26 protein-coding genes and 3 tRNA genes are annotated in these 25,899 nt (G+C 49.0%); 22 read left to right on the top strand and 7 right to left on the bottom strand.

Features of this window, described 5'->3' with window-relative positions:
* Positions 1–8 precede the first annotated feature (8 nt).
* The 5 genes from HQ50_RS05510 to HQ50_RS05490 all read right to left on the bottom strand — a co-directional run bounded on the left by HQ50_RS05510 (position 9) and on the right by HQ50_RS05490 (position 5,011).
* A complete protein-coding gene (locus HQ50_RS05510; protein ID WP_039428924.1) occupies positions 9–1,214 on the bottom strand; it encodes a class I SAM-dependent rRNA methyltransferase in 1,206 nt (401 codons plus the stop codon).
* On the bottom strand, positions 1,211–1,813 hold the full coding sequence (locus HQ50_RS05505; RefSeq protein WP_039428922.1) for a 3'-5' exonuclease: 603 nt from the start codon (positions 1,811–1,813) through the stop codon (positions 1,211–1,213). The genes HQ50_RS05510 and HQ50_RS05505 overlap by 4 nt, the downstream gene beginning before the upstream one ends.
* A 19-nt stretch (positions 1,814–1,832) precedes the next feature.
* On the bottom strand, positions 1,833–2,402 hold the full coding sequence (locus HQ50_RS05500; protein WP_018964304.1) for a DUF5063 domain-containing protein: 570 nt from the start codon (positions 2,400–2,402) through the stop codon (positions 1,833–1,835).
* Positions 2,403–2,544: 142 nt separating this feature from the next.
* Positions 2,545–4,233, bottom strand: coding sequence for an agmatine deiminase family protein (locus HQ50_RS05495; protein WP_081960051.1), 1,689 nt, complete (start codon positions 4,231–4,233; stop codon positions 2,545–2,547).
* A gap of 574 nt (positions 4,234–4,807) precedes the next feature.
* On the bottom strand, positions 4,808–5,011 hold the full coding sequence (locus tag HQ50_RS05490; protein ID WP_039428920.1) for a hypothetical protein: 204 nt from the start codon (positions 5,009–5,011) through the stop codon (positions 4,808–4,810).
* Between the two features lie 181 nt (positions 5,012–5,192).
* On the opposite strand from HQ50_RS05490, the gene HQ50_RS05485 reads away from it, so the two are divergent.
* The 7 genes from HQ50_RS05485 to uvrB all read left to right on the top strand — a co-directional run bounded on the left by HQ50_RS05485 (position 5,193) and on the right by uvrB (position 13,680).
* Positions 5,193–7,127, top strand: coding sequence for a DNA topoisomerase IV subunit B (locus tag HQ50_RS05485; protein WP_039428917.1), 1,935 nt, complete (start codon positions 5,193–5,195; stop codon positions 7,125–7,127).
* A gap of 31 nt (positions 7,128–7,158) precedes the next feature.
* The gene (gene coaD, locus HQ50_RS05480) at positions 7,159–7,620 is read left to right on the top strand and encodes a pantetheine-phosphate adenylyltransferase (RefSeq protein WP_005873821.1); all 462 of its coding nucleotides are present in this window, start codon (positions 7,159–7,161) and stop codon (positions 7,618–7,620) included.
* 1,020 nt (positions 7,621–8,640) lie between these two features.
* A complete protein-coding gene (gene rplM, locus HQ50_RS05470) occupies positions 8,641–9,096 on the top strand; it encodes a 50S ribosomal protein L13 (protein ID WP_039428912.1) in 456 nt (151 codons plus the stop codon).
* A 9-nt stretch (positions 9,097–9,105) separates the two neighbouring features.
* Entirely contained in the window at positions 9,106–9,492 is a 387-nt protein-coding gene (gene rpsI / locus HQ50_RS05465) for a 30S ribosomal protein S9 (protein ID WP_039418886.1), read from the top strand.
* Between the two features lie 134 nt (positions 9,493–9,626).
* Positions 9,627–10,472, top strand: coding sequence for a 30S ribosomal protein S2 (rpsB, locus tag HQ50_RS05460; protein ID WP_039419781.1), 846 nt, complete (start codon positions 9,627–9,629; stop codon positions 10,470–10,472).
* A 140-nt stretch (positions 10,473–10,612) separates the two neighbouring features.
* Positions 10,613–11,437 (top strand): translation elongation factor Ts, encoded by an 825-nt coding sequence (gene tsf, locus HQ50_RS05455; RefSeq protein WP_039419780.1) that lies wholly within the window; start codon positions 10,613–10,615, stop codon positions 11,435–11,437.
* Positions 11,438–11,643: 206 nt separating this feature from the next.
* Positions 11,644–13,680: an excinuclease ABC subunit UvrB gene (gene uvrB, locus HQ50_RS05450; protein WP_039429226.1), complete on the top strand. Its 2,037-nt coding sequence runs from the start codon at positions 11,644–11,646 to the stop codon at positions 13,678–13,680.
* Here the strand turns inward: uvrB and HQ50_RS05445 are convergent.
* Both HQ50_RS05445 and HQ50_RS12555 read right to left on the bottom strand, forming a co-directional pair.
* The gene (locus HQ50_RS05445; RefSeq protein ID WP_026292065.1) at positions 13,677–15,197 is read right to left on the bottom strand and encodes a potassium/proton antiporter; all 1,521 of its coding nucleotides are present in this window, start codon (positions 15,195–15,197) and stop codon (positions 13,677–13,679) included. The two genes, uvrB and HQ50_RS05445, sit on opposite strands and share 4 nt — an antisense overlap.
* A gap of 109 nt (positions 15,198–15,306) precedes the next feature.
* Positions 15,307–15,483 (bottom strand): DUF1661 domain-containing protein, encoded by a 177-nt coding sequence (locus tag HQ50_RS12555; RefSeq protein ID WP_161781837.1) that lies wholly within the window; start codon positions 15,481–15,483, stop codon positions 15,307–15,309.
* On the opposite strand from HQ50_RS12555, the gene HQ50_RS12550 reads away from it, so the two are divergent.
* The 15 genes from HQ50_RS12550 (at position 15,428) to rplL (ending at position 25,855) form a co-directional block, all read left to right on the top strand.
* Entirely contained in the window at positions 15,428–15,628 is a 201-nt protein-coding gene (locus HQ50_RS12550; protein ID WP_152566882.1) for a DUF1661 domain-containing protein, read from the top strand. The genes HQ50_RS12555 and HQ50_RS12550 overlap by 56 nt on opposite strands.
* Before the next feature lie 51 nt (positions 15,629–15,679).
* On the top strand, positions 15,680–16,999 hold the full coding sequence (gene rseP, locus HQ50_RS05440; RefSeq protein WP_039428910.1) for an RIP metalloprotease RseP: 1,320 nt from the start codon (positions 15,680–15,682) through the stop codon (positions 16,997–16,999).
* A gap of 9 nt (positions 17,000–17,008) precedes the next feature.
* Positions 17,009–19,531, top strand: coding sequence for an endonuclease MutS2 (locus HQ50_RS05435; RefSeq protein WP_039428908.1), 2,523 nt, complete (start codon positions 17,009–17,011; stop codon positions 19,529–19,531).
* Between the two features lie 161 nt (positions 19,532–19,692).
* Positions 19,693–19,884 carry a 30S ribosomal protein S21 gene (gene rpsU / locus HQ50_RS05430; protein WP_018964318.1) on the top strand — a complete coding sequence of 64 codons (192 nt, stop codon included), beginning with the start codon at positions 19,693–19,695 and terminating at the stop codon, positions 19,882–19,884.
* Positions 19,885–19,961: 77 nt separating this feature from the next.
* Positions 19,962–21,167, top strand: a complete 1,206-nt coding sequence (gene hpf / locus HQ50_RS05425; protein WP_018964319.1) for a ribosome hibernation-promoting factor, HPF/YfiA family — start codon at positions 19,962–19,964, stop codon at positions 21,165–21,167.
* 140 nt (positions 21,168–21,307) lie between these two features.
* Positions 21,308–21,390: transfer RNA gene (locus HQ50_RS05420), tRNA-Tyr, on the top strand.
* A gap of 32 nt (positions 21,391–21,422) precedes the next feature.
* Positions 21,423–21,494, top strand: a tRNA-Thr gene (locus HQ50_RS05415).
* Positions 21,495–21,561: 67 nt separating this feature from the next.
* Positions 21,562–22,749 carry an elongation factor Tu gene (tuf, locus tag HQ50_RS05410; protein ID WP_039419777.1) on the top strand — a complete coding sequence of 396 codons (1,188 nt, stop codon included), beginning with the start codon at positions 21,562–21,564 and terminating at the stop codon, positions 22,747–22,749.
* Positions 22,750–22,818: 69 nt separating this feature from the next.
* A tRNA-Trp gene (locus HQ50_RS05405) sits at positions 22,819–22,891 on the top strand.
* Between the two features lie 15 nt (positions 22,892–22,906).
* Positions 22,907–23,110, top strand: coding sequence for a preprotein translocase subunit SecE (gene secE / locus HQ50_RS05400; RefSeq protein WP_004584915.1), 204 nt, complete (start codon positions 22,907–22,909; stop codon positions 23,108–23,110).
* A 21-nt stretch (positions 23,111–23,131) separates the two neighbouring features.
* Complete coding sequence (gene nusG / locus HQ50_RS05395; protein WP_018964321.1) at positions 23,132–23,671, top strand: transcription termination/antitermination protein NusG; 540 nt, start codon at positions 23,132–23,134, stop codon at positions 23,669–23,671.
* A 68-nt stretch (positions 23,672–23,739) separates the two neighbouring features.
* The gene (rplK, locus tag HQ50_RS05390; RefSeq protein WP_018964322.1) at positions 23,740–24,177 is read left to right on the top strand and encodes a 50S ribosomal protein L11; all 438 of its coding nucleotides are present in this window, start codon (positions 23,740–23,742) and stop codon (positions 24,175–24,177) included.
* A gap of 20 nt (positions 24,178–24,197) precedes the next feature.
* A complete protein-coding gene (gene rplA, locus HQ50_RS05385) occupies positions 24,198–24,896 on the top strand; it encodes a 50S ribosomal protein L1 (protein WP_018964323.1) in 699 nt (232 codons plus the stop codon).
* A 15-nt stretch (positions 24,897–24,911) separates the two neighbouring features.
* A complete protein-coding gene (gene rplJ, locus HQ50_RS05380) occupies positions 24,912–25,436 on the top strand; it encodes a 50S ribosomal protein L10 (protein ID WP_018964324.1) in 525 nt (174 codons plus the stop codon).
* Positions 25,437–25,477: 41 nt separating this feature from the next.
* Positions 25,478–25,855 carry a 50S ribosomal protein L7/L12 gene (gene rplL / locus HQ50_RS05375; RefSeq protein WP_010956001.1) on the top strand — a complete coding sequence of 126 codons (378 nt, stop codon included), beginning with the start codon at positions 25,478–25,480 and terminating at the stop codon, positions 25,853–25,855.
* Positions 25,856–25,899 lie beyond the last annotated feature (44 nt).

Here is a 25,899-nt window from a genome sequence, read left to right as displayed (position 1 = left end):
CGAAGTCCCTATTCTACGTAGAGAACAAGCCCTTTCAGGTATTCGCCTTCCGGATGATAGATGTTGATAGGGTGATCGGCAGGTTGGGTAAGTTGATGCAGTATGCGCACCTTTCTGCCGGCTGATGCCGCTGCTGTAAATACTGCCAAACGGAATTCCTCCCGACTGACTGCCTGTGAACAGCTGAAGGTGAAGAGCACACCTCCCGGCGCGATCTTGCGAAAGGCTGCCGCATTCAGCTTGCGGTAACCTATCAGAGCATTGCGAAGCACTTTGCGATGCTTGGCAAAAGCGGGCGGATCCAGCACGATCAGGTCATAAGCTCCGACTTCCATCTCATCAAGGAAACGAAAAGCATCGGCGGCATAGGAGTGATGACGACTGTCTCCCGCGAAATTCAGTGCCATATTCTTTTCCAGCAGATGTACGGCTCTGGCTGAGCTGTCCACCGAGTGTACGCTACAGGCTCCTCCTCTCATTGCATACAGGGAGAAACCACCGCTATAGCAGAACATATTGAGCACCTTACGTCCGGAGGCATATTCCTCCAGCAAGGCTCTGTTCTCTCGTTGGTCGATGAAGAACCCCGTCTTCTGTCCTTTGATCCAGTCGGGCAGGAAGAGAAGTCCGTTTTCATACTCTGCTTCGGCTTGTCCTGAACCGATCAGGAAGCCATCGGCCGATTCCAGTCCGGCCTTGAACGGTAGAGTGCTGTCCGACTTGTAGTAGACGGCATCTACCAAGCCTGTAGTCGTCGTTATAAGAGCCTTCGCAATATCCGTTCTCGCGTGGTGCATACCTACGCTGTGCGCCTGCATCACGGCTGTATGCCCATATACATCGATAATAAGACCGGGAAGTCCGTCTCCTTCTCCATGCACCAAGCGATAGGCCGTATTTTTGGATCTCGTATCATCGTAGCGGATCAGTCCCAGAGCCGAACGCAGTCGGAAAGCGGCAGATAGCCGTTCTTCCCAGAAGGAAACATCGAGTACCATATCAATATCGAAGGAAAGCATTCGCACGGCTATGCTTCCTTTCTCATAGTGGCCGATTCCGAGAGGTTCATGTTTGGAGGAAAAGATACGAACCGGATCTCCTTCGGCAGGATTGCCGCTGATCGATGCTATGGCACCGGAGAAGATCCACGGATGGAATCGTCTGACGGATTCCTCTTTGTTCGGGAGTAGCGTAATGGAGGGTAAGGCTGTCATAAGAGGGCGAATTGTACAGGGGTAGGGGTGGGAAGTGTCATAAGCTGATTGAATATACGCAGGCAAGCCCAGGCGTCGAGTGCAGCATAGGACTGCTGAGCCGCAGTCAGCGTACGTGCCTCCCAGTTGGTGAGCCGTTGGGATTTGCTGATGCGTCTGCCGAAAAGGATGGCGTATATTTTCTGAAGGCTGGCATCGCGGATGCCGTATGCAGGGCAGAGGCGTTGTAGCTCGACGAATCCTGCCGGTTCGATCGGTTTGCGCCGTCTGATCACCGTCATGTCATCGCTCAGGCTCAGTCCTATTTTGAGTATGTCGGGATTCTCCAGTAGCTGTTGCAGTTCCTCCGGTATATCTATCATATTGAGTCGGAAGAGGAAGCAGTCCGTTTCTGTGGACATCTGCATCAGAGCTACCGACGGACGGGCACCACGTACGAAAGAAGGGCGGGTCTCTGTATCGAAGCCGATCGTGCGGCTGGCCGATAGTAGCTTTATGGCTTCAGGTATGGCTTCAGATTTGTCGATCAGGTGGATGCTCCCGGGGAATACCTCTGCTTCCATGCCGGCAACAGCTTCTTTATCTATATTGGCTACCATGATTTTATTGTCCTATATACTATAAGTCCTCAGCTTCTTCCCTCTCCTCTTCTTCCCACGTCCGATAGGCCTCGCTGTAGCGCAGTTCGTGCAGAGCACCGGCAGCAGCCAAGAGCCGATTGCCCCAGTATTCGCCGAAGTAGGTAAGGCAGCGACCGATGGCTTGAGGAATGGCACTGTCGTTCGATTGGCGTACGACTCCGAGCAGATTGCCCACCTGCTGATATACGTCGGCCAAACATTCCCCAATACTCGCTCCTACGGGAGTATCGCTGTATTGCATATCGCTGTGTCGCGCATCGAGGAAAGAGTCGTACGACCCCAGCTGTGACTCTACGGCAGAGCGTACCTGTTCGTAGGATTCTTCCGTGATGTATTCCTCCACGAAGTCCATCTCTTCGCTGTATTCGTATGGAGGCAAAAGGGCTGTCTTGAGATAGAGAAGAGGCAGTACTTTGGAAGCTTTGTCGATGAAATCCGTAGTCCGGTGAGCTGCTGCCTGTTCGACGAGAGCACAGAATTCAACGCCCACTGTGGCAAATTCTATTAACTCCGGACTATATACGCTTCCCGCATTAGTTTCTTTCATGTCGCAAATTTACTACATAATGCGAACGGAGAGCAACCCCCATATATATTATAATGTACTCTGCCGACACGGAGGGATAGCCCGCGCCGGCAGAGTATATGTGTGGGAGATATAAGATCCTCTCCCGTTGTTCGGGCAGATCTTATTTGAGGACTTTTGTCGTAAGCGTTCTGTCGTTTCCTTCGATCCGGAGAATATAGGTGCCCTGTGGCAGGTCGTGTATGTCCATGCTATAGACTGTGGTGCCACTGACGAGAGTCTTTGTGACGGTTTTCACCGACTGTCCGCTAAGGTTGTAGAGGTTGGAGCGATATTGGCCCGACTTATCCACCCGAACCGATACGACAAGCTCCGATTTATTGCCGTTGAACCATGTTCTCAAACCGGCATCTTGCTCTTCGACAGTGCTGATGCTCTGTATTTGCACAGCTGTAAATCGAAGAGGATCCGGTTCGCCGATGAATGGGAAACATTCCTTTCGTCCGCCGGCATCGTCGGCATGGAGGTAATATTCCACCTTGTCGTTTTCTTTCAGGTTGGTAAAGGCGTAGGTATAATGGCCGGCCGTTCCGGAAGCGGTCATGTCGGCAGCGACAAAGGCACCGGCACCATTGACCCTGTAGAAGCACTTGACACCTGTGATGGCGGCATTGGCACAGGACACCACATTCGCCTCGATTTCGAAGTCGGGGCCTTTCTGCTCGCCCAACAGGGGATAATGCTTGATATAGAGATACCCCTTGTCGGCTATTTGGTGGGTGCGGCAGTGAAGTGCATCCAGATGACTCCAGAAATTCCTGATGATACCCTTGATCTCATAGCCGGGCATAGCCTTGGTATATACTTCGAGTGCGGCCTGAGTGCTTGCTCCATTGTTAAGGATAGGGACGTAAACCTTTTTATTCAGTATCAACGAGTTTGTAAAGGGATCTTTGCTGTTTGTCTTTACCCTGTATACTTCGTATTTGGTGCCCCAAGGGGAAGTCTGTTTCTCTATTTCCTGAACGAAAGCCTCCAGCTTCTTGTGTCTGGGATCGGCTTCAGGGACTTGCAGTACCATTATTTTGTTCGGGGAGAGGAACTTTGCCCAGCAGTCTATGTGGTGGGTAAAATCGGGATTGACATCCTCATAAACCTGTAAATCCGTGATACCCAGATATTGCTTCTTTCTCTCCTGCACCTGCTCCGGAGTCAGGCCAAAAAAACCTTTATTCTGTTTGTAAGTCATATCCGATTGCATGGCCCTGCCATATCCATCCGACATATAGTTGCCACCGCTTTCCATCAGTTTCATGCCGAAAAGCTCTATGTCGAAGTACTTGGCTTCGTATTGGGGGAAGTCATCTTCTACTTCCGGCGACCGATCGAAGAGGAAATCGACCAACCCGACCTTGTTGTTGTCGTACATGATAAACCAACCGCTGTAGTCTCTGGTCCAGTTGGACTGGTGATTAACCGGCGCGGTGATGAATCGGCAGTGGGCCATATTGACTCCACCCGATGTGTATTCGGATATAGCCTTAGCCTTTTCGCTCTCATTCCCTACGATGGTATAGACGGTGTCGTCCTTGGATAGCTCTATGACCAACTCCATCGGAATGCACAGCGGAAAAGCGATAAGAGCTCCGGCAGAACGTTCGAACTCTGCTATACTGCGAACGGGGCCTGCCGGAGGAGGTGTCTCGACGAAGCTCTTGTCCGCACCTTTCCATTCCGAGCCTGTTGCGATGTTTTTGCCGGTAAGGGGTGTTTGCGACTGTGCTGTCATCGTGAGGCAGGCGAGCCCCCATGCAGCGATCATCACTCTCTTCAGTAAAAATGTGCTCATCATACTTTGTTATTTGGAGGTTATGAATAATGGTCTGATTATGGCCGGGAGGTCATTCGCCAAAAGTCTTAGGTGTCGTAGAGCGTATTGATCCACATGGCAAAGAGCTTGTCCGTGAGGGAATAGACCTTGTTGATTCCGGTGATAAAGTGCAAAGCTGACAAAAGCCGGACTATAACATCCTCTCTCCTGTATGCATAGCAGGGCTATCGCATTTGAAAGTTTATACTGCATACTTGGCCTCTTTCTTGTATAATTTGGGATTCTAGCACATTAATTCGTACTTGTTTTGATAACCGAACGTAGCAATCGTTAGGTTTATAAGTGTGTTAACAGTTCAAATGCGATTGCCCTGGTATGCATAGAAATGCTTTCGGGCAAATATATTTATTTAGTTCGGAATTGGTATCTGTTTCGAAAAATCAGCGGAAAACTGCCATTCATTGTCGGATTTTTATTCGCATTTGCAGCTAAAACTATGAAGCATAATATTCCGGATGAAAAAGATAAGCAAGTACAGAGTTCCACTCGTTATCGACCATTACCACTCTGTCTTTCCTTTTGAGTGAATACCGGGCTACAGCCCCAAAAACACCACAACAAAGCTTGGCAAAAGAGGAAGGTAACCTTGAAGAACCTTGTCCCACAAGGTTGGAAAGTCAGCCATGCCACCGGAGACCTGAGCAAAGATCGACTCCCTGACATCGCCTTGGTCGCACAGCCACAGGACAAAAGTAAAATCAAACTTAGGAATGACGGGAGAGAGCACTTTTGTAAGCAATCAATTACTCTACTTCTTCGAAGATGTGTACTATCTATTGAAGCCGAAAATGAGAAAAGAAAAGTGCGAGGCAGAGCAAATGCTCCGATTTCTGATTCGATCTACAAAAGTAGGGGAGGGCGTGCAATTTTTTTAACGCCTCCCCATTTTTATTGTACTTTTAGGCTTCATTTGGAACGCTATGGAGCAAGAAAAACAGTTGCAGACAGAGTATATCGAGAGCGACATCAAGACGCTGGAATGGGACGAACATATTCGCCGTCGTCCGGGAATGTATATCGGTAAGCTGGGTGATGGCACTCATGCCGATGACGGTATCTATGTGCTGCTGAAAGAGGTGCTGGACAATTCTGTGGACGAATTTGTCATGGGGGCTGGCAAGAGCATCGATATTACCATGGAGAATGGCACCGTTACCGTTCGTGACTACGGGCGCGGTATCCCCCTGGGCAAGCTGGTTGATGCCACTTGTAAGATGAATACGGGGGGCAAAATCGATTCCAAAGCTTTCAAGAAGTCCGTCGGACTGAACGGTGTCGGTATCAAAGCTGTCAATGCTCTCTCCACCGAATTTGTCGTTACGGTATGGCGCGATGGACAAACCAAACGCGTACGATACAGTCGCGCCGAACTCTTGGAGGAGACCGATCCTGTCGCCTCTGATGAACCTTCCGGTACGGAGGTGCGATTTACCCCTGACGATAGTCTCTTCCGCAACTATCGGTATCAGGAGGAGTTCGTCGTTTCGATGATCAAGAACTATACTTTCCTGAATACGGGGTTGTCATTCTTCTACAATGGGAAGAAATTCCTCAGTCGCAAAGGATTGGAAGATCTCCTGGCCGAGAATATGACGGGCGATGCACTGTATCCGATCATTCACCTGAGCGATACGGATATTGAGATCGTCGTCACCCATACGCAGCAGTACGGCGATGAGTTCTACAGCTTTGTGAACGGTCAGAATACGACGCAGGGCGGTACGCATCTGAGTGCTTTCCGTGAGGCCGTGGCACGCACGATCAAAGAGTTCTACTCCAAGAATTTCGAATACAGTGACATCCGTAGCGGCATGGCCGCGGCTATCAGTATCAAAGTGGAGGAGCCCGTCTTTGAGAGTCAGACCAAGACCAAACTCGGCAGCCGTGATATGGGGCCGGACGGCCCTACGATCCAAAAATTCGTGGGCGACTTCCTAAAGAAAGAACTGGACGACTATCTGCATATCCATACCGAAACGGCAGAAGAGATGCTGCGCAAGATCCAGCAGAGCGAGCGCGAGCGCAAAGCGATGAACGGCATCACCAAATTGGCACGCGAAAGAGCTAAGAAATCCAATCTGCACAACAAAAAACTGCGTGACTGCACCGTTCACTTCAATGATCCCAAGGCTAAGGAACCGGAACGTACCAGCATTTTCATTACTGAGGGCAATTCGGCCAGCGGCTCTATTACTACGTGTCGGGATGCCAACTATCAGGCCGTATTCAGCTTGCGTGGTAAGCCGCTCAACTGTTTCGGTCTGACCAAGAAGGTGGTCTATGAGAACGAAGAGTTCAACCTCTTGCAGGCAGCTTTGAATATCGAGGAAGGATTGGACGGCCTGCGCTACAATCGTGTGATCATTGCCACTGATGCCGACGATGATGGCATGCATATTCGCTTGCTGATCATCACTTTCTTCCTTCAGTTCTTCCCTGACCTTGTGCGTAAGGGGCATGTCTATGTCCTCGAAACGCCACTCTTCCGCGTTTTCCTCCCGCCCGAATCCAAAAAACAAACCTTCGGAGCCGCTCCCAAACGAGGACGCAAGAAACAGGAATCCGATACGCCTAAGCAGGTAACGGATATATACTGCTATAGTGAGGCCGAGAAGCAAGCCGCACTCAAACAGCTGGGCAAGAAAGCCGATGTCACTCGCTTCAAAGGATTGGGAGAAATCTCTCCGGAGCAATTCAAGGATTTGATTGACGAGGAGAATATCCGTCTCGAGCCGGTCAGCCTCAAGCGCGAGGATAAGATCAAGGAGCTGCTCACTTTCTATATGGGAAAGAATACGAGCGAGCGTCAGGAGTTTATCATTGACAACTTAGTCGTGGATGAGGATGTGCTCTGAACAGACTTTCTTAATATCCCAAGAATCAAATATGAAAAAGAATATCGCCCTCTTTGCCGGTTCGTTCGATCCTTTCACGCGCGGGCATGCCGACATCGTCGAACGCTCGCTAGCCATATTCGATGAGGTGATCATCGCTATCGGTATCAATGAACAAAAGCGTACGCTCTTCTCCGCAGAACGGCGACAAGAGCAGATAGCTCGCTACTACGCTTCCCGTCCTGCTATCGGGGTGATTACTTATAGTGGGCTTACAGTCGATCTCGTGCGCCAAACCGGAGCCACTGCTTTGGTGCGAGGTATTCGTTCTGGATCTGATTTTGAGTACGAGCGTACTTTGGCCGACCTGAATCGTCATCTTTCGGGTGTGGATACCGTTCTGCTTTGTACCGACACGCGTCTCTCTTTCATCAGCTCAAGTGCCGTACGCGAGTTGATCTCCTTTGGACGAGACGTCTCGGATTTCCTGCCGGAGGGATTTGTCCTCGATTGAGAAAATCAAAACAAAAAGCCTTGCAGAAGTCTCTACTGCAAGGCTTTTTTTGTACCTCAAATTCAGCTCACGATACTTTGCCGGCTTTTCAATGAAGGGGCAAAAGAGAGATTCTGAATGTGATAAGCTGTTCAAAAAACATGCGCCAAAAAAGTTTTCAACAACAAAGATGAGTTTGGAATGATTCCAAATAAGCATCTGTGGAGAAGAGAAAAGCGAGGCAAAAGTAGCGAGGAAATGAACTTTCACGGACTGAAATACGAATTAAAACAAGTCGGACAACAATCTGTATATAAAGCGTTTTCAATTTGTATATAAATCGTTTCCGTTTTATATATAAATCGTTTTCAATAAATATATAGATCGTAATTGATTTGTATATAAATCGCAGGCTCGTAAAATGCTTTTTCCGAAGCTGATATAAAAGAAGCACCCGCCGAGTTCTACGGAGAACTCCAACGGGTGCAGTATGTATATGTGTGTGATCGGTCTATGTCAAGATGCTATCCTTTTGCATGTGATTCGATGTAGCTGCACGATTCCGCTCTGCAATCTCGGATCGGATCGAGGGCTGTCGCTGTAGTGGAATATCCGAATAGGAGCTTATTCGGGCTTGATGTCAGACGATGGGGCGTAGCCGGCAGTTTGTCGATGCGTGGCATACTATATAATACTCTCTTTTTCAGTTAATTGCTCGCCTCCAATACAGGGGAAATTCACGGTTCGGAGCAATGCTTTTCGGAAGACAAAATTAGCCAAATCTTTTTCTTTGCCCAACGGCTGCTGTGCTTGCGCTTGAAAAACTGAATGCACAAGAGTAACGAGATGTCCGAAATTTGCTGAAAATAATGTACCTTTGCCGCGCTGATTATTATCAAATAGTGCCGAACGGTTTGATTTTCAGTGCGTTTTTGTCCGAGAGGAGCAGCCCAGTGTCCGTGCGTAAAGCTCCTGATGCACCGGCCGAATCGACAGAAAAGATGATCGTTCACCAAATTACTAACAACAAAAAAACAAGCAGTGGATACTTTAAGCTTCAAGACCATTTCTGCGGACAAAGCAACTGTTACGAAGGAATGGGTCATTGTAGATGCTGAAGGACAGACACTTGGCCGTATGTGTGCCAAAGTGGCAAAGCTCCTGCGCGGCAAATACAAGCCCAACTTCACCCCGCATGTTGATTGTGGCGATAATGTGATCGTTATCAACGCAGACAAGATCGTTCTCTCCGGTAATAAGTGGGACGGTCGTATTTATCTCCGCCACACGGGCTATCCCGGCGGACAACGTCAGTTCACACCTCGTGACTTGATGAACAAAGGCCCCGAATTCCTCTTCCGTAAGGTGGTAAAGGGTATGCTTCCCAAGAATCGCTTGGGTGCCAAGATCATTGGCAATCTGTATGTATATGCCGGCACCGAGCACAAACATGAGGCTCAGCAACCCCGGCAATTGGACATTAATTCACTCAAATAATCGACAGCTATGGACTATATCAATGCAATAGGCCGGCGTAAGGCTGCTGTAGCTCGTGTTTATCTGAGCGAAGGCTCCGGCAAGATCGTCATCAACAAGCGCGAAATCGAAAAGTATTTCCCGTCTTCAATCTTGCAGTATATCGTTAAGCAACCGCTTCTCAAGCTTGAAGTTGCTGAGAAATACGATATCAAGATCAATCTGCGTGGAGGTGGTTTCAAAGGTCAGAGCGAGGCTGCTCGCTTGGCTATCGCCCGTGCATTGGTCAAGATCAATCCGGACGATAAACCTGCTTTGCGTTCAGAAGGCTTCATCACTCGCGATCCTCGTGTCGTAGAGCGTAAGAAACCGGGACGTCCCAAAGCTCGCAAGAGATTCCAATTCAGTAAGCGTTAATGTCCTTAGAGGATATTTCTCGCGTTTAGTATCTAAATCCATCGGATTGCAATCGGGAGTATTCCATTTCTTTTCGAGTCTGCTCTACCGATTTGGATTGCAAACAGTAATCATTACAAAGAACGTAAACGAAAATGTCAAGAATTTCTTTTGATCAATTATTGGAAGCCGGTGCTCACTTCGGACACCTCAAGAGAAAGTGGAATCCGGCTATGGCTCCGTATATCTTTATGGAGCGCAACGATATTCATATTATCGACCTGCACAAAACAGTTGCTAAAGTAGACGAAGCAGCCGAAGTTATTAAGGGTATGGCCAAAAATGGCAAGAAGATCCTCTTCGTTGCCACGAAGAAGCAGGCCAAAGAACCTATCGCCGAATTGGCCAAATCAGTGGGAATGCCCTACGTGGTAGAACGCTGGCCGGGCGGTATGCTCACCAACTTCCCCACCATCCGTAAGGCGGTTAAGAAGATGACCCAGATTGACAAAATGACGGCTGACGGCACATTTGATAATCTTTCCAAGCGCGAAAAGCTGCAAATCACTCGCCAACGTGCCAAATTGGAGAAGACGCTCGGTTCTATCGCCGATATGAACCGTCTGCCTTCTGCCCTGTTCGTGGTGGACGTGATGAAAGAGCACATCGCCGTACGCGAAGCCAACCGTCTCGGCATCCCCGTATTCGCTATGGTGGATACCAACAGCGATCCTTCGCTTATCGACTATGTGATCCCCTCTAACGATGATGCCCTGAAGGCTATCGAACTGATCGTGGGCACGATGTGCCAGGCTATCAACGAAGGTCTGATGGAGCGCAAGGCCGAAAAGCCCGAAGAGGAGGAGACGGAAGAAGCAGCTCCCCGTCGCGAACGTCGCGCTCGCTCAGGAGCTCGTCGCTCTCGTCAGAATCAGGACGAAGCTACGGTAGAAGCTGCCGCAGAGGTAGCAGAAGCTCCCGAAGCCGAAGAGGCAGAATAAACAGCACACATGGAATTATGAGCTATGGGTTATAATCCATGAGTGGCCTCAGCATGCAGGTTCCAAACTCAGGGGTTATGATTCATGGCTCATAACTTTTTTACAGAATACCAATAACCCATTCATTATAGAACAAACCAATGGCTGTAACAATTCAAGACATTGCCAAACTGCGTAAGATGAGCGGTGCCGGCATGATGGACTGTAAGAATGCGCTCGAAGAGTCCAACAACGACTTCGAGAAAGCAATGGAAATCATTCGCAAGAAGGGACAAGCAGTAGCTGCCAAGCGTTCGGACAGAGAAGCGGCAGAAGGCTGCGTACTCTCAGCCGACAAAGACGGATTTGCTGCTATCGTAGCACTCAAGTGCGAGACTGATTTCGTGGCAAAGAATGCCGAATTCATCGAGCTTACACAAAATATCCTCAATACCGCTATGGACAAGAAGCCTGCCAATAAAGAAGAGCTGCTCGCCCTTCCTTTGGCAGACGGACGTGCCATAGCCGACCACATTACCGATCGTATCGGTGTGACGGGTGAGAAGATGGAACTGGGCGCTTATGAATACATCAGCGGTGTCTCCAGCATTTCTTATATCCACCCCGGTAACAAGCTGGCTACCGTGGCTGCGTTCAACGAAGCTGTAGAACACCAGATGGCTCGCGACATAGCTATGCAGATTGCTGCTATGAACCCTGTGGCAGTGCTGCCCGAGCAGGTTGATCAGCACATCATCGATCAGGAATTGCAGATCGCTCGCGAAAAGGCTCTCGAAGCCGGCAAGCCGGAGAATCTGCTGGATCGTATCGCTCAGGGAGCTTTGCAGAAGTACTACAAGGAAAACACGCTCTTGCAGCAGGAGTTCGTGAAGGACAGCAAGCTGACCATCGAACAATACCTCCATACCGGTAGCAAGACGCTGACTGTAGTAGGCTTCAAGCGCTTCACGCTCAACGCCGACTAATCGAACAGCTACGCAACAGTAGCTTTCGTCTTCCTGAACGGTTATGCTCATTCCACAGAGCATAACCGTTTTTTATTTGTCCGAATCGCTCGGGATACGGAAGCGGTTTTCTCGAAATTCAGGGTCTTGAAAATCTATACAATGATCTCCTATTATCTTTGTCCGAGGAAAGTTATAAGCTCGACGACAATCAGAAAAGACAAGCAATGGACTACAAACTCACTTCGCGATTCAAGCCCACGGGCGATCAGCCGGAAGCCATCCGCCAACTCGTGGAGGGCATCAATGAAGGGATGCCGGCACAGACGCTGCTCGGCGTAACGGGATCGGGCAAAACCTTTACGGTGGCCAATGTGGTGGCAGCGGTCAATCGTCCGACCCTTGTCCTGAGTCATAATAAGACCTTGGCGGCACAGCTATACGGAGAGTTCAAAGCTTTCTTCCCCGAGAATGCGGTAGAGTATTTCGTCAGCTACTACGACTACTACCAGCCCGAGGCCTACCTCCCTGTCACAGATACCTATATCGAAAAGGACATGGCCATCAATGCGGAGATCGAGAAGTTGCGATTGAGGGCTACGGCTTCGCTCCTGTCAGGGCGGAAGGATGTCCTTGTGGTCAGCTCCGTATCCTGTCTCTACGGTATGGCCAATCCCGAAGCTTTTTCCGAAAAAGTGATCAGCCTGCATACGGGACAAAGGGTAGATAGAGATCATTTCATCCGGCTGCTGGTAGAGAGCTACTACACGAACAATAAAGTAGAGTTCGAGAGCGGCAACTTCCGCGTCAAAGGCGACAGTGTGGATATATTTCCTGCCGTAGAAGGATATGACGGCGTGGCATACAGAGTGGAATTTTGGGACGGAGAGGTCGAGCGACTGAGTACCTTCGATCCACGCACGGGACGGGAATACGGCCTGCTGTCGGAGCTGAAGATATATCCCGCCAATCTGTTCGTGACGACCAAGGAGCAGGTAGATCGGGCAGTGGGGAAAATCGATGTGGATCTGGGTGCTCAGGTGGATTTTCTGAAAGAAATCGGCAAACCGTACGAAGCCAAACGCTTGTATGAACGGGTCACGTATGATTTGGAAATGATCCGTGAGTTGGGTTATTGTTCCGGTATAGAGAACTATTCGCGCTACTTCGACGGTCGTGATGCAGGGGAACGTCCTTTCTGCCTGTTGGATTATTTTCCGGAGGATTTCTTGTTGGTCATAGACGAAAGCCATGTAACGATACCGCAGATACGTGCCATGTACGGAGGCGACCGTTCGCGCAAGGAGAATCTGGTCGAATACGGATTCCGCCTGCCTGCCGCCCTCGACAATCGGCCACTTCGCTTCGATGAGTTCGAAGCTCTTACACCCCAGACTCTTTATATCAGTGCCACGCCTGCCGACTATGAGCTGAACAGAAGCGAAGGTGTGATCGTCGAACAGCTGATCCGTCCGACCGGACTGTTGGATCCCATCATCGAAGTCAAGCCAACAGCAAACCAAGTAGACGATCTGATGGAGGAGATAGCACGCTGCATAGAAAAGAAAGAGCGCGTACTGGTAACGACCCTGACCAAACGTATGGCGGAGGAGCTTAGCGAATACCTGCTACGCCACGGCATCAGTACCAGCTACATACACAGCGATGTGGACACGCTGGAGCGTGTGCGCATCATGGAAGACTTGCGCAAGGGGGTGTACGATGTGCTCATCGGGGTGAATCTGCTCCGCGAAGGATTGGACTTGCCGGAAGTTTCGCTTGTGGCTATTTTGGATGCGGATAAGGAAGGATTCCTCCGCTCACATCGTTCGCTCACGCAGACTGCCGGACGTGCCGCCCGACATATTCATGGGCGAGTCATCTTCTACGCGGACAAGATCACCGACAGTATGCAGCTCACCATGGACGAGACTGCACGCCGGCGTACCAAGCAGTTGGCCTACAACGAAGCGCACGGCATCACCCCCCAACAGATAGTGAAGAACAGTGCTGCCATCTGGGGAGAAGGCGATGTCTCAGTCTTGCAATCCGGCACAGAATCCGGTGCGTACATAGAGGAGAGCAGCATGATTGCTGCCGATCCTTTGGCCGACTATCTGAGCAAACCCAAACTGGAAGCACTCATTGCTTCCACCAAGAAGCAAATGCTGGCAGCAGCCAAAGAGCTGGACTTTCTGGAAGCAGCACGACTTCGGGACGAAGCTGCACGATTGGAAAAGAAGCTGGAGCAACTCACAGCCTAACGGCGCAGGAGTCTGTGCTTGAGACGTTGCAGAAGACCGGGATGATTCTCCGGATCGCCTGAGATCGGTGTCTGGGAAAGATTCTTTTCGGATACGATCAGTAGCACGTCTCCCACCTGCAAGTGCATACGCCCTTTCGGTACCCGATAACCCTCGCCTCTTCGTACCAGGATGACAAGCTCTTCGTCACGAAGAGAAAGGTTCATCAGCAGATCGCCATGGGACAGCATGGAAGCGTCCACCACTCTCTCCTCCAACTTGGTTCCCGTCTCTTCCGGTATTTCCACACCGAACAGGCTACCTATCGGTGGCGAGGGAATATCCAGTCCGAGCCAACGTGCTACCTGGGAGATCGTACTTCCCTGTACAAGCAGAGAGAGTATGGTAATGAAGAAGACGACATTGAAAAGCTGATCCGCTCCGGGGATATTATCGATCATGGGATAGGTGGCAAAGATGATAGGCACGGCTCCGCGCAATCCGACCCAGCTGAGAAAGGTCTTACCCCTGAATGACATTTTGCGGAAGGGAATCAGGCAGAAATAGACGGCCAACGGGCGAGCTATGAGAATCATGAAAGCACCTACCACGAGGGAGAACGGTGCCACATCCAGCATTTCTCTCGGATTGACGAGCAAGCCTAAGAGGATGAACAGGATAATCTGTACCAGCCAGGTGATACCATCGAAAAAGGTGTTGATGCTCTTCTTGTGAATAACCCGATTGTTTCCGACCACAATACCGGCGATATAAACAGCCAAATAACCATTCCCTTGCAAAAGAGCGGTCACCGAAAAGGTGAAAAACACCATGCACAGCAGGGTGATAGGATAGAGCGTATCGTTGTGGATATTCATCCGATTGAGGATAAAGACGGCCAAGCGCCCCATCAGGAAACCCAATGCACCGCCTACGACAAACTGTAGGATGAAAGTCAGAACAATAGGCCCTATTCCGCTCTGACCGGTGGTGATGAAATCGATGAGTGCAATGGTCAGCATATATGCCATGGGGTCGTTACTACCGCTCTCCATCTCCAGTGTGGGAGCCAGATTCTCTTTGAGCTGCATCTTTTGCGAACGGAGGATAGCGAATACCGAAGCCGAGTCGGTACTGGCCATCGTGGCAGCCAGCAGCAAAGAGGTAGAAAGAGCGAACCGGTAAGGGCCAAACTCCGAACCGCTCAGCCAAAAGATAAAGAAACCGGATAGAAGAGCTGTCAGCAGGACACCCAAAGTGGACAGCGTAAGCCCCTGTGCAATGACCGGACGCACCTTTCTGATCCGCGTATCCATACCACCGGTGAAGAGAATAATGGAGAGAGCGATGATCCCTACCGACTGTGCCACATCGGCATTAGAAAACTGAAACCCGAATCCATCCACTCCGAAGAGCATGCCGGTGAAGAGAAAGATCAAAAGGGTAGGGATACCGAAACGATAGCCTACCTTTCCGGCCATAATACCTGCAAATAGGACAATAGAAGCAAAGAGGAGGAAGTGTTCAGTAGATAACATCAGCTTTCAGTTATGCTTGTTATACGAAGATGTTGTAGGAGAAAGATTCGTTTTTGGCTCACAGAGCAAGCTCTGCAAAGATAAGCAAAACTCATTTTACGTCTGACATTTACACGTAGTGCGTGTGGCATCTGTGTCTTTCGCCCTGCTCAAAAGAATGAGAAACAGAAGAATGGTTCGCGTTTTTTTCGAACCGAATATGGCAAGATTGCGGTTCCAAGAATTTGAGAATGCGGCGCGAGATTATTTTAGTTTTGGTTCGGGAAAGAAAAAATTTGCGAACCAAAACGAAAACGAACTCAGACCACGTTTTTCTGAACTGTAGAAATCCATTTTTTTCGTTCCAGATTGCTCTACTATTATCCTGCCCTCATATAATTGCAAGGGGGGAGCAGAGAACGAAAACCTATATCTTTGCCGCATGTTATTGAAGGAAAGAGGCACATGCAATCAGCCCTCTTACATAATATTAAGACTCTCGCATGATAGTTTTCCTCATTAAGGCCGCGCAGTTGATCCTCGCATTCGCCATTCTGGTTTTCGTCCATGAATTGGGACATTACTTTTTTGCTCGTCTCTTCCGAGTCAGGGTGGACAAGTTCTACCTTTTCTTCGATTGGGGAGGTGCCATCTTCCGTTACAAGCCCAAACGGAGTGAAACGGAATTCGGCATCGGTTGGCTTCCTCTCGGCGGCTATTGCAAGATCAACGGGATGATAGACGAATCCATGGATACCGAGTACTTGCAACAAGAGCCGAAACCTTATGAATTTCGCAGCCGACCGGCATGGCAGCGGCTTCTGATCATGCTGGGAGGAGTGCTGTTCAATTTCCTGTTGGCTCTTGTCATCTATTCCGGTATTGTCCTGCAATGGGGTAGCATGCGGATGCCTTCGGAGCGTATCAGTTCGGGCATGGCCTTCTCCTTCGTGGCGCAGGAGGCCGGTTTTCAAGACAATGATATTATCCTCACTGTGGATGGCCGGCCGGTGGATGCTTTGGCTTCGGGGTTCATGCGATCGGTGATTCAGGCTCGCCAAGTGGAAGTCCTGAGACAAGGCCGGCGAGAGATCGTACACGTTCCGCACGATATGATGAAGCGTGTGCTCAAAGCCAACAGTGGTTTTATGTCCATACAGGTGCCATTCGTCATCGATAGCGTCATGCCCCAAGGGACAGCTTATGCCTATCAGCTGAAAGTGGGCGACAGCATCACTGCCGTAAATGGCAAGTTGATGCCTGATGCAAGCGATGTGATCGGAGCCATTCGCAGTCATGCAGGCGATAGTATAGCCCTGACTATAGCCCGTGCAGGCGAAGAGCTGACTATAACGCTGCCGGTAGATACCGGTGGACTTATCGGAGTGAGCCTCCGACCGTTAGATGCCATCTATACCATCGATCATATCCGATATTCGCTGTTCGAAGCCATACCGGCCGGAATAGCACAAGGCGTGGGCACCTTGCGCAGCTATGTAAGCGACATGAAGTACGTCTTCACCAAAGAAGGGGCAGGACAGATAGGTGGCTTCGGCACATTGGGCAGCCTCTTTCCGGCCTCTTGGAACTGGCCTCAATTCTGGGCTATGACGGCACTTCTCTCCATTATGCTGGCAGTCATGAATATCCTGCCTATCCCAGCGTTGGATGGCGGCCACATCCTCTTCCTCCTGATAGAAATCATCACGCGCAGGAAAGTCAGCCAGGAAGTCCTTATCCGTGCACAATTGATCGGGATGGCTATTCTGATTCTTCTCGTTCTCTATGCCAATGGCAATGATTTGCTCAGGGCTTTTCGCTGACAGACTGCTATGATTGGGATGGAAACCTACCCCCACAACTTCGAGGAGAAAGTGGGTTTCGATGAGATTCGTCGCCTTCTCATCGGCCATTGTCATAGTCCGATGGGCAGCGATCGGGTGGTACAGATGCATGCTCTTGCAAGGCATGACGAAGTCAGCCGTTTGCTCGCCGAGACGGAAGAAATGCAGATTATCCTGAGAGAAGAAGACTTGTTTCCCGATCTCCGTCTGGCCGATGTACGAGAAGCACTAAACCGTATCCGACCTGCCGGCACCTATCTGGAAGAGCGAGAGTTGCTGGATGTGGCTACTGCACTGAGGACAATCGAAGCCCTCATCCGTTTCTTCCATGTGGGGGAAGAAACGGAGGCTAAGGATACACCGTACCCCCACCTTCAAGCTCTTTTGTCCGAAGCCGTTGCCTTTCCGGATCTGGAGAAGCGTATCAGCAGCCTGTTCGATCGGTTCGGGAAAATGAAAGACAATGCCTCGCCCGAACTGATGAATATCCGCCGCGAACTCTCCTCCATAGAGAAGAATATCTCGCGCACTCTCCAAGGCATCCTTCGTTTGGCTCAGTCCGAAGGCTGGGTGGATCAGGGTGTACAGCCATCGGTGCGCGATGGACGGCTGGTGATTCCGGTACCTCCGGCACATAAGCGGAAGGTAAGAGGTATCGTCCATGACGAATCCGGCACGGGGAAGACCGTCTTCATCGAACCTGCAGAGATAGTAGAAGCGAACAATCGTATTCGCGAGCTGGAGGCAGCCGAAAGGCGAGAAATCATTCGCATACTGATAGAGGTATGCAATGCACTTCGTCCGCACATTCATGATCTGATCGACTGCTACGAATGGATAGGACTGTTTGACTTCATCTCAGCGAAAGCTCGTCTCAGCGTCGAATGGAATGCTATCCGTCCCATTTTGTCCAAGAGGCCGGAGATCCGGTGGGTGAAAGCCGTACATCCGCTGCTGCTTCGCAGTCTCAGAGCACATGGTAGAGATGTGATTCCGCTGGATATATCGCTTACTGCTCCCGACAAACGTATCCTGATCATATCCGGTCCCAATGCAGGGGGCAAATCTGTCTGTCTAAAGACGGTGGGGCTGTTGCAATACATGCTCCAAAGTGGTCTTCCCATACCGATGTCCCCCGATTCTACGGCAGGAATATTTGGCAAGCTCTTCATCGATATAGGAGATGAACAGTCGATAGAAGATGACCTCAGCACCTACAGTTCGCATCTGAGGAATATGAAACACTTTGCCCGCCATACGGATAAGAGTACACTATTACTAATAGATGAGTTCGGTGGCGGTACCGAACCTCAGATAGGCGGAGCCATCGCCGAAGCACTACTACATCGCTTCAACGAACAGGAAGGATTCGGAGTGGTAACTACTCACTACCATAATCTGAAAGCCTATGCCGAAGAGACACCGGGGCTTGTAAACGGAGCCATGCTTTACGATCGCCATGAGATGCGCCCACTCTTCCGTCTCTCCATCGGTCGGCCGGGAAGTTCGTTTGCCATCGAGATCGCTCGCAAGATCGGGCTGCCCGAGGAGGTCATAGCCGAAGCCACAGACAAGGTGGGCACGGGCTACATCGACATGGATAAGTATCTTCAGGATATCGTACGGGACAAACGATACTGGGAGACTAAGCGTACCAATATCCGAAAGGAGGAAAAACGGCTGGAAGAGGCTGCCGCCGAATATGAATCGCGTCTGGAGTCTATCAAAAAAGAACGCAAACAAATACTGGACGAAGCTCGCCAACAAGCATCCGAGATGCTGTCCCAATCGTCTGCTCAGATAGAGAAAACGATCCGCGACATCAAAGAGGCGCAAGCCGAAAGGGAGAAAACGCGGAGAGCACGACAAGAGCTGAGCGACTTCAGGGAAACGATCAACAAAGAAGAGGTCGAAAAAGAAGAGCGAATCAATCGGGAGATAGAGAAAATAAAACGGAGAAAAAAACGGAAGCAAGAGAAAGCAGCACCCCGTTCGACCGAAACACCTGTAGAGCCAAAGCCGCAAGAAGTACCCCAATCCCCTGTCATGCAAGTGGGCGATACGGTACGAATCAAAGGACAGACGGCTATAGGCAGTATTATAGATATGAATGATCGGGAGGCTACCATCGCTCTCGGAATGATCAAAACGACTGTACCGATCGATCGGTTGGAACCGGCCAAGCCCGTCAAAGAGCGGAAGTCCGCCCCTGCCTCCGGAGCATCTGCCCGAATGATCATAGACCGGATCCACGAGAAGCGTTTGGATTTCAAGCAAGACATCGATCTGCGCGGCATGCGTGTGAACGAAGCCGTCCAAGCTGTCATGTATTTTATCGATGATGCTATCCAACTGGGAATGCCACGCGTACGGATACTTCATGGAACAGGAACAGGTGCACTCAGGACGGTGATCAGGGAGTATTTGGCCACAGTCGATGGGGTAAGGCATTTTGCTGACGAACATGTCCAGTTCGGAGGAGCCGGTATCACTGTCGTCGAATTGGGATGACAGCTTTCTATACGATCTCCAATGGCCGAAATCATCCGCTTTTCGAAATAGATCTTCAGCAAAGTTTTTGGCAATCAACAAAGTATTTCTAACTTTGCGCACCGAATTTCATGATCACGAACGAAGAATAACAAAAACAAAATAAAAAACAGAAGAAGATTATGATCGTAGTTCCAGTTAAAGAAGGCGAGAACATCGAAAGAGCACTGAAACGCTTCAAAAGAAAGTTTGAAAAAACCGGAGCAGTACGCGAGTTGCGTGCTCGTCAGGCTTTTGAAAAGCCCTCGGTAACCAAGCGCAAGAAGATGCAGAAAGCCATCTACGTGAAGCAGCTTCAGGTTGCCGAAGAGTAAGAAGGATAGCTATTGCCGCATTTTCTTTGCGGCGCTCAAGACGGGTGCAATGATCGAGACCGACCTCTTTCGCGACAATGAATGAAACACCCGACACCATCGAAAGATTCCTCTATTATCTGCGCTACGAAGTTCACGCGTCAGAACGAACTATTTGTGACTATGCGCAAGATTTGAATCGCTATGCCGCTTTCTTCAGTGAACACACGGGAGAAGTATTCGAGCCAAGCGAACGCGACAAGGATGTCGCGCGCGCTTGGCTCTTCTCTTTGATGGAATCCGGACAAAAAAGCTCTTCCGTCCAGCGCAGGCTGAGCGCGCTGAAAAGCTTTTACAGATACATGGTCAAAATCGGGCTTATAGGGCAAAGCCCTGTCCGAATGCTGAGGGGGCCGAAGAAAGAGAGGCCACTACCTGTTTTCGTCCCGAACGATGAAATGGAAAAAGTGCTGAATCAGCCCATCCGTGAAGATGATTTCGAGGCCGTACGGGACAGATTGATTCTGGAAACACTGTATGAAGTGGGGCTGCGGCGTTCCGAAATAGCCACTCTCAAAGACAGCGCGGTAGAAGATAAGGCCGGCTGCATACGTGTCATCGGCAAAAGGAACAAAGAGCGAATAGTACCTTTCGGAAAACGTCTGCATGATATGATAGACAACTATCGGAATATTCGTGAAGAAAAAGTAGGGAAATCTGATTTTTTTTTCGTTTCTTTGGATGGCAGGCCACTGACAGGTGAAGTGGTCTACAACATAGTTCGTACGGCATTGGCAAATGTACCGCACCTGACCAAGAGGAGTCCGCATGTTCTGAGACACAGCTTCGCCACCGAAATGCTCAACCACGGAGCAGATCTGATGTCGGTCAAAGAACTCTTAGGGCACGACAGTCTTTCTACGACGGTGCAGTACACGCATATTTCGTTCGAGCAACTTAAACAGATGTATAACGCTCATCCAAGAGCAAAAAAAGAAGAAACGACCATGACAGATGTAAGAATCCAGGCTCTGCATTTCGATGCTACCGACCAACTCAAAGAATTTGCACAGAAGAAAATATCCAAGCTGAATCGCTTGTCCGATGGAATAACGGGAGCCGAAGTAGTCCTCAAGCTCGTCAAGCCTGAGACCGTACAAAACAAAGAAGCATCTATCAGGCTCTATATCCCCGGCGACGACTTGTTTGCAGAAAAGACAGCAGACACCTTTGAGGAAGCTATTGATCTGACGGTCGATGCGCTGAAGAGACAAATCGAAAAAAGGAAAGAACAGAGAAAATAGGACAAAGGCCAAAAAGATTCGCCGAATGTTTGGCGAATTAGAAAATGTCACTAAATTTGCAGCCGATTCGCCTCCCCTTAATCCGCAATGAGGCTAAGGCTGTGATTTTAGCAGTAATAAGTCGGACACCGGAGCGCGAGGGGCAGTTACCAGAGTGGCCAAATGGGGCTGACTGTAACTCAGCTGGCTTACGCCTTCGGTGGTTCGAATCCATCACTGCCCACCCTCTCTGACAAAATGAGGGAATATCGGATTGCCAATGTAGCTCAGCGGTAGAGCACTTCCTTGGTAAGGAAGAGGTCCCGGGTTCAAGTCCCGGCATCGGCTCTGATTGTGGTTAGCGTTTTGTATAAGCACAAACAAACAACTTAAATAAAACAAAGAACTTAAGGTTATGGCAAAAGAGCATTTTAACAGATCGAAACCCCACGTTAACGTAGGTACGATCGGACACGTGGACCACGGTAAGACTACCTTGACGGCTGCAATCACAACCGTGTTGGCAAAGAGGGGTCTTTCAGAGCTCCGTTCATTTGATTCAATCGATAACGCTCCCGAAGAAAAGGAACGTGGTATCACGATTAATACTTCACACGTTGAATACCAAACAGCTAATCGTCACTACGCTCACGTAGACTGTCCGGGTCACGCCGACTATGTGAAGAACATGGTTACCGGTGCTGCTCAGATGGACGGTGCTATCATCGTTGTAGCTGCCACAGACGGTCCTATGCCTCAGACTCGCGAGCACATCCTTTTGGCTCGTCAGGTAAACGTTCCTCGTCTGGTTGTTTTCATGAACAAATGCGACATGGTAGACGATGAAGAGATGCTCGAGCTTGTTGAAATGGACATGCGCGAACTCCTTTCTTTCTACGATTTCGATGGCGACAATACTCCTGTTATCCGTGGCTCTGCTCTGGGTGCTTTGAATGGAGAGCCTCAGTGGGAAGACAAGGTGATGGAGCTTATGGAAGCTGTTGACAACTGGGTTCCCCTGCCTGAGCGTGACATCGACAAGCCGTTCTTGATGCCGGTTGAAGACGTATTCTCTATCACGGGTCGTGGTACGGTTGCTACAGGACGTATCGAAACCGGTATTGTGAAGACCGGCGACGAAGTTCAGATCATCGGTCTCGGTGCAGAAGGAATGAAGTCGGTTGTTACGGGGGTTGAAATGTTCCGTAAGATTCTTGACGAAGGTCAGGCCGGTGACAACGTTGGTCTTCTCCTCCGTGGTATCGATAAGGATCAGATCAAGCGTGGTATGGTTATCTCTCACCCGGGTAAGGTTACTCCTCACAAGAGATTTAAGGCTGAGGTTTATATCTTGAAGAAAGAAGAAGGTGGTCGTCATACTCCTTTCCACAACAAATATCGTCCGCAGTTCTATATCCGTACGCTTGACGTAACCGGTGAAATCACTCTTCCCGAAGGAACAGAAATGGTTATGCCCGGTGACAACGTAACGATTACGGTTGAACTCATCTACCCGGTTGCATGTAACGTAGGTCTCCGCTTCGCTATCCGTGAAGGTGGTCGTACGGTAGGTGCCGGTCAGATTACAGAACTCATCGACTAATTCGATTAGTCAGCAATACTAAGGGGTCCCGATACCTCTCTCAATGGGTGGGTATCGGGCTCTTTTCAAACGGGTTTAGCTCAGTTGGTAGAGCATTGGTCTCCAAAACCAAGTGTCGGGAGTTCGAGTCTCTCAACCCGTGCAAAATTTTCAATCAATGAAACTATTCAATAAAATAGGGACTTCGATAACGGATTCCTATAATGAGCTTGTACATAAGGTTTCTTGGCCTACCAGATCCGAGCTGACAAACAGTGCTGTAGTAGTGATGATTGCTTCCTTAATCATTGCTCTTTTTGTGTTTGTTGTCGATACTGCTTTCGAGCGGATCATGGAACTGGTATACAAATTGGTGTTCTAACCATTTCTTGCTTATCAAGATATGACAAACGCAGAGAGAAAATTCTATGTTCTCCGTGCCATTAGTGGTAAGGAGAACAAAGTGCGTGAATATCTGGAAGCAGAAATGAAGCACTCCGATTTAGGTAATTATCTCTTTCAGGTTCTCATTCCCACTGAAAAAGTGATGACACAGCGTGCCGGTAAAAGGGTTATAAAAGAACGCCCTTATTTACCCGGATACGTATTGGTCGAAGCTGTTCTGGTTGGTGAAGTAGAGCACCGACTCCGCAGTACACCTAATGTGATTGGGTTCTTGGGTGACGGTCGTCCGGCACCTCTTCATCCATCCGAGGTTAGTCGAATCTTAGGAAAAGTAGACCAACTGGACAGCGAAGACGAAGAATATGAACTCAGCTTTATGGTGGGTGAAACCGTGAAAGTATCAGATGGTGCTTTTGCCGGTTTCGATGCGATAGTGGAAGAGGTCAATCCCGACAAGAAGAAGCTCAAGGTGATGGTGAAGATTTTCGGAAGAAAAACGGCACTGGAGCTTTCTTATGTGCAGGTTGAGAAAGAATAAGGTTATGTTACGGATCTTTTCTCTCTCACATTGATATAGTGTGTGTCTGAATTTTTAATTTTAGAACAATGGCTAAAGAAGTTGCTGGACAAATCAAATTGCAAATAAAAGGTGGTGCAGCTAATCCCTCACCCCCTGTTGGGCCTGCACTTGGTGCAAAGGGCATCAACATCATGGAGTTTTGCAAGCAATTTAATGCCAGAACCCAAGACAAAGCTGGCAAAGTATTGCCTGTAGTAATTACGTACTATGCCGATAAGTCTTTTGATTTTATCGTAAAAACTCCTCCTGTTGCTATTCAACTCCTTGAAGCCAGCAAACAGAAGAGCGGTTCTGCAGAGCCTAATCGTAAGAAGGTAGCAGAAATCACATGGGAGCAAGTACGTGCGATCGCAGAAGACAAGCTTGTCGATTTGAATTGCTTCGATATTAAAGCTGCCATGAAAATGGTAGCCGGTACTGCTCGAAGCATGGGTATCGCGGTTAAAGGGGACTTCCCGGAATAAATAATTTAATCTTACTCAAAATGAGCAAACTAACAAAAAAACAGAAGTTGGCCTTTAGCAAGATTGAACCCGGGAAAGCATACACAATATCGGAAGCATCGGCCTTGGTGAAAGAGATCACCACGACCAATTTTGATGCATCTGTGGATATTGATGTGCGCTTGGGTGTAGACCCCCGCAAGGCTAACCAGATGGTGCGTGGCGTTGTAACGCTTCCGCACGGAACTGGAAAGCAGATCCGCGTTTTGGCATTGTGCTCTCCTGATAAAGAAGCTGAAGCTAAAGAAGCTGGTGCTGATTATGTAGGTCTTGATGAATACATAGAAAAAATCAAGGGCGGTTGGACTGACATCGACGTCATCATCACCATGCCTGCCATTATGGGTAAAATCGGTGCATTGGGACGTGTTTTAGGTCCTCGCGGATTGATGCCTAACCCTAAAAGCGGGACTGTAACCAATGATGTAGGTGCTGCTGTAAAAGAAGTGAAAGCCGGTAAGATTGACTTTAAAGTTGATAAAACCGGTATCGTTCATACGTCGATAGGTAAAGTGTCATTCTCTGCGGACCAAATCCGCGATAATGCACGTGAGTTTATTAATACGATTATTAAACTCAAGCCTACTACAGCTAAGGGTACTTATATCAAAAGCATCTATCTTTCAAGTACTATGAGTTTCGGTATCAAAGTTGATCCTAAGACAGTGGATGAAAATTAAGAAAGGGTAGAAACGATGAGAAAGGAAGATAAAGGTACAGTTATAAGGCAGTTGACCGAATATATCGGCCAATACCCCCACTTCTACTTGACTGACATAGAAGCATTAAATGCTGAGAAAACATCAGAGCTCCGTCGCAACTGCAATAAAAACGGAGTGAAGTTGGTAATGGTGAAAAACACGCTTTTGCGTGCAGCCTTAGCAGCGAGTGATGTAGATTTCTCTTCATTGTACAGCTGTCTGAAAGGGAATACCGCTGTCATGTTCTGTGAAGTGGCTAATTCTCCCGCCAAAGTAATCAAGCAGTTTACAAAGGATACCAAAGGAGAAGGAAAACCTTGGCTAAAAGCTGCGTACGTACAGGAAAGCTTCTACATTGGAAGGGAAAACCTGGATGCTTTGGTTTCGATCAAGAGCAAAAACGAACTTATCGCAGATGTTGTGGCATTGCTGCAGTCTCCGGCCAAGAACGTTATTGCATCTTTGCAGTCAGCAGGTCAAACGATCCATGGTGTGTTGAAGACCTTGGAAGAAAAATAATTCAACAGTATAATTGAAAACTTTTAATACTCAAAAATAAAATGGCAGACATTAAAGCTATTGCTGAACAACTGGTTAACTTGACAGTAAAAGAAGTTAGCGAACTCGCTACTATCCTGAAAGAAGAATATGGCATCGAGCCGGCAGCTGCTGCTGTTGCTGTAGCCGCTGCTCCTGGTGCTGCCGGTGCTGCAGCTGAAGAGGAGAAAACTTCTTTCGATGTAGTTCTTAAGAGTGCTGGAGCTGCAAAATTGCAGGTAGTAAAAGCTGTTAAAGAACAATGCGGTCTTGGCCTGAAAGAAGCAAAGGATCTCGTAGACGCAGCACCTTCTACCGTGAAGGAAGGTGTAGACAAAGCTACTGCTGAGGCTCTGAAAAAGGCTCTCGAAGAAGCAGGTGCTGAAGTAGAACTGAAATAACGCATTTTAGGCCTGATTATCAGGTTATTATGGTTAAGGCCCCC

The sequence above is a fragment of the Porphyromonas sp. COT-052 OH4946 genome (assembly GCF_000765965.1).
Taxonomy (GTDB): Bacteria; Bacteroidota; Bacteroidia; order Bacteroidales; family Porphyromonadaceae; genus Porphyromonas; species Porphyromonas gulae.
The sequence above is the reverse complement of the archived record's forward strand: the minus strand, read 5'-3'. Positions and strand labels throughout refer to the sequence as shown.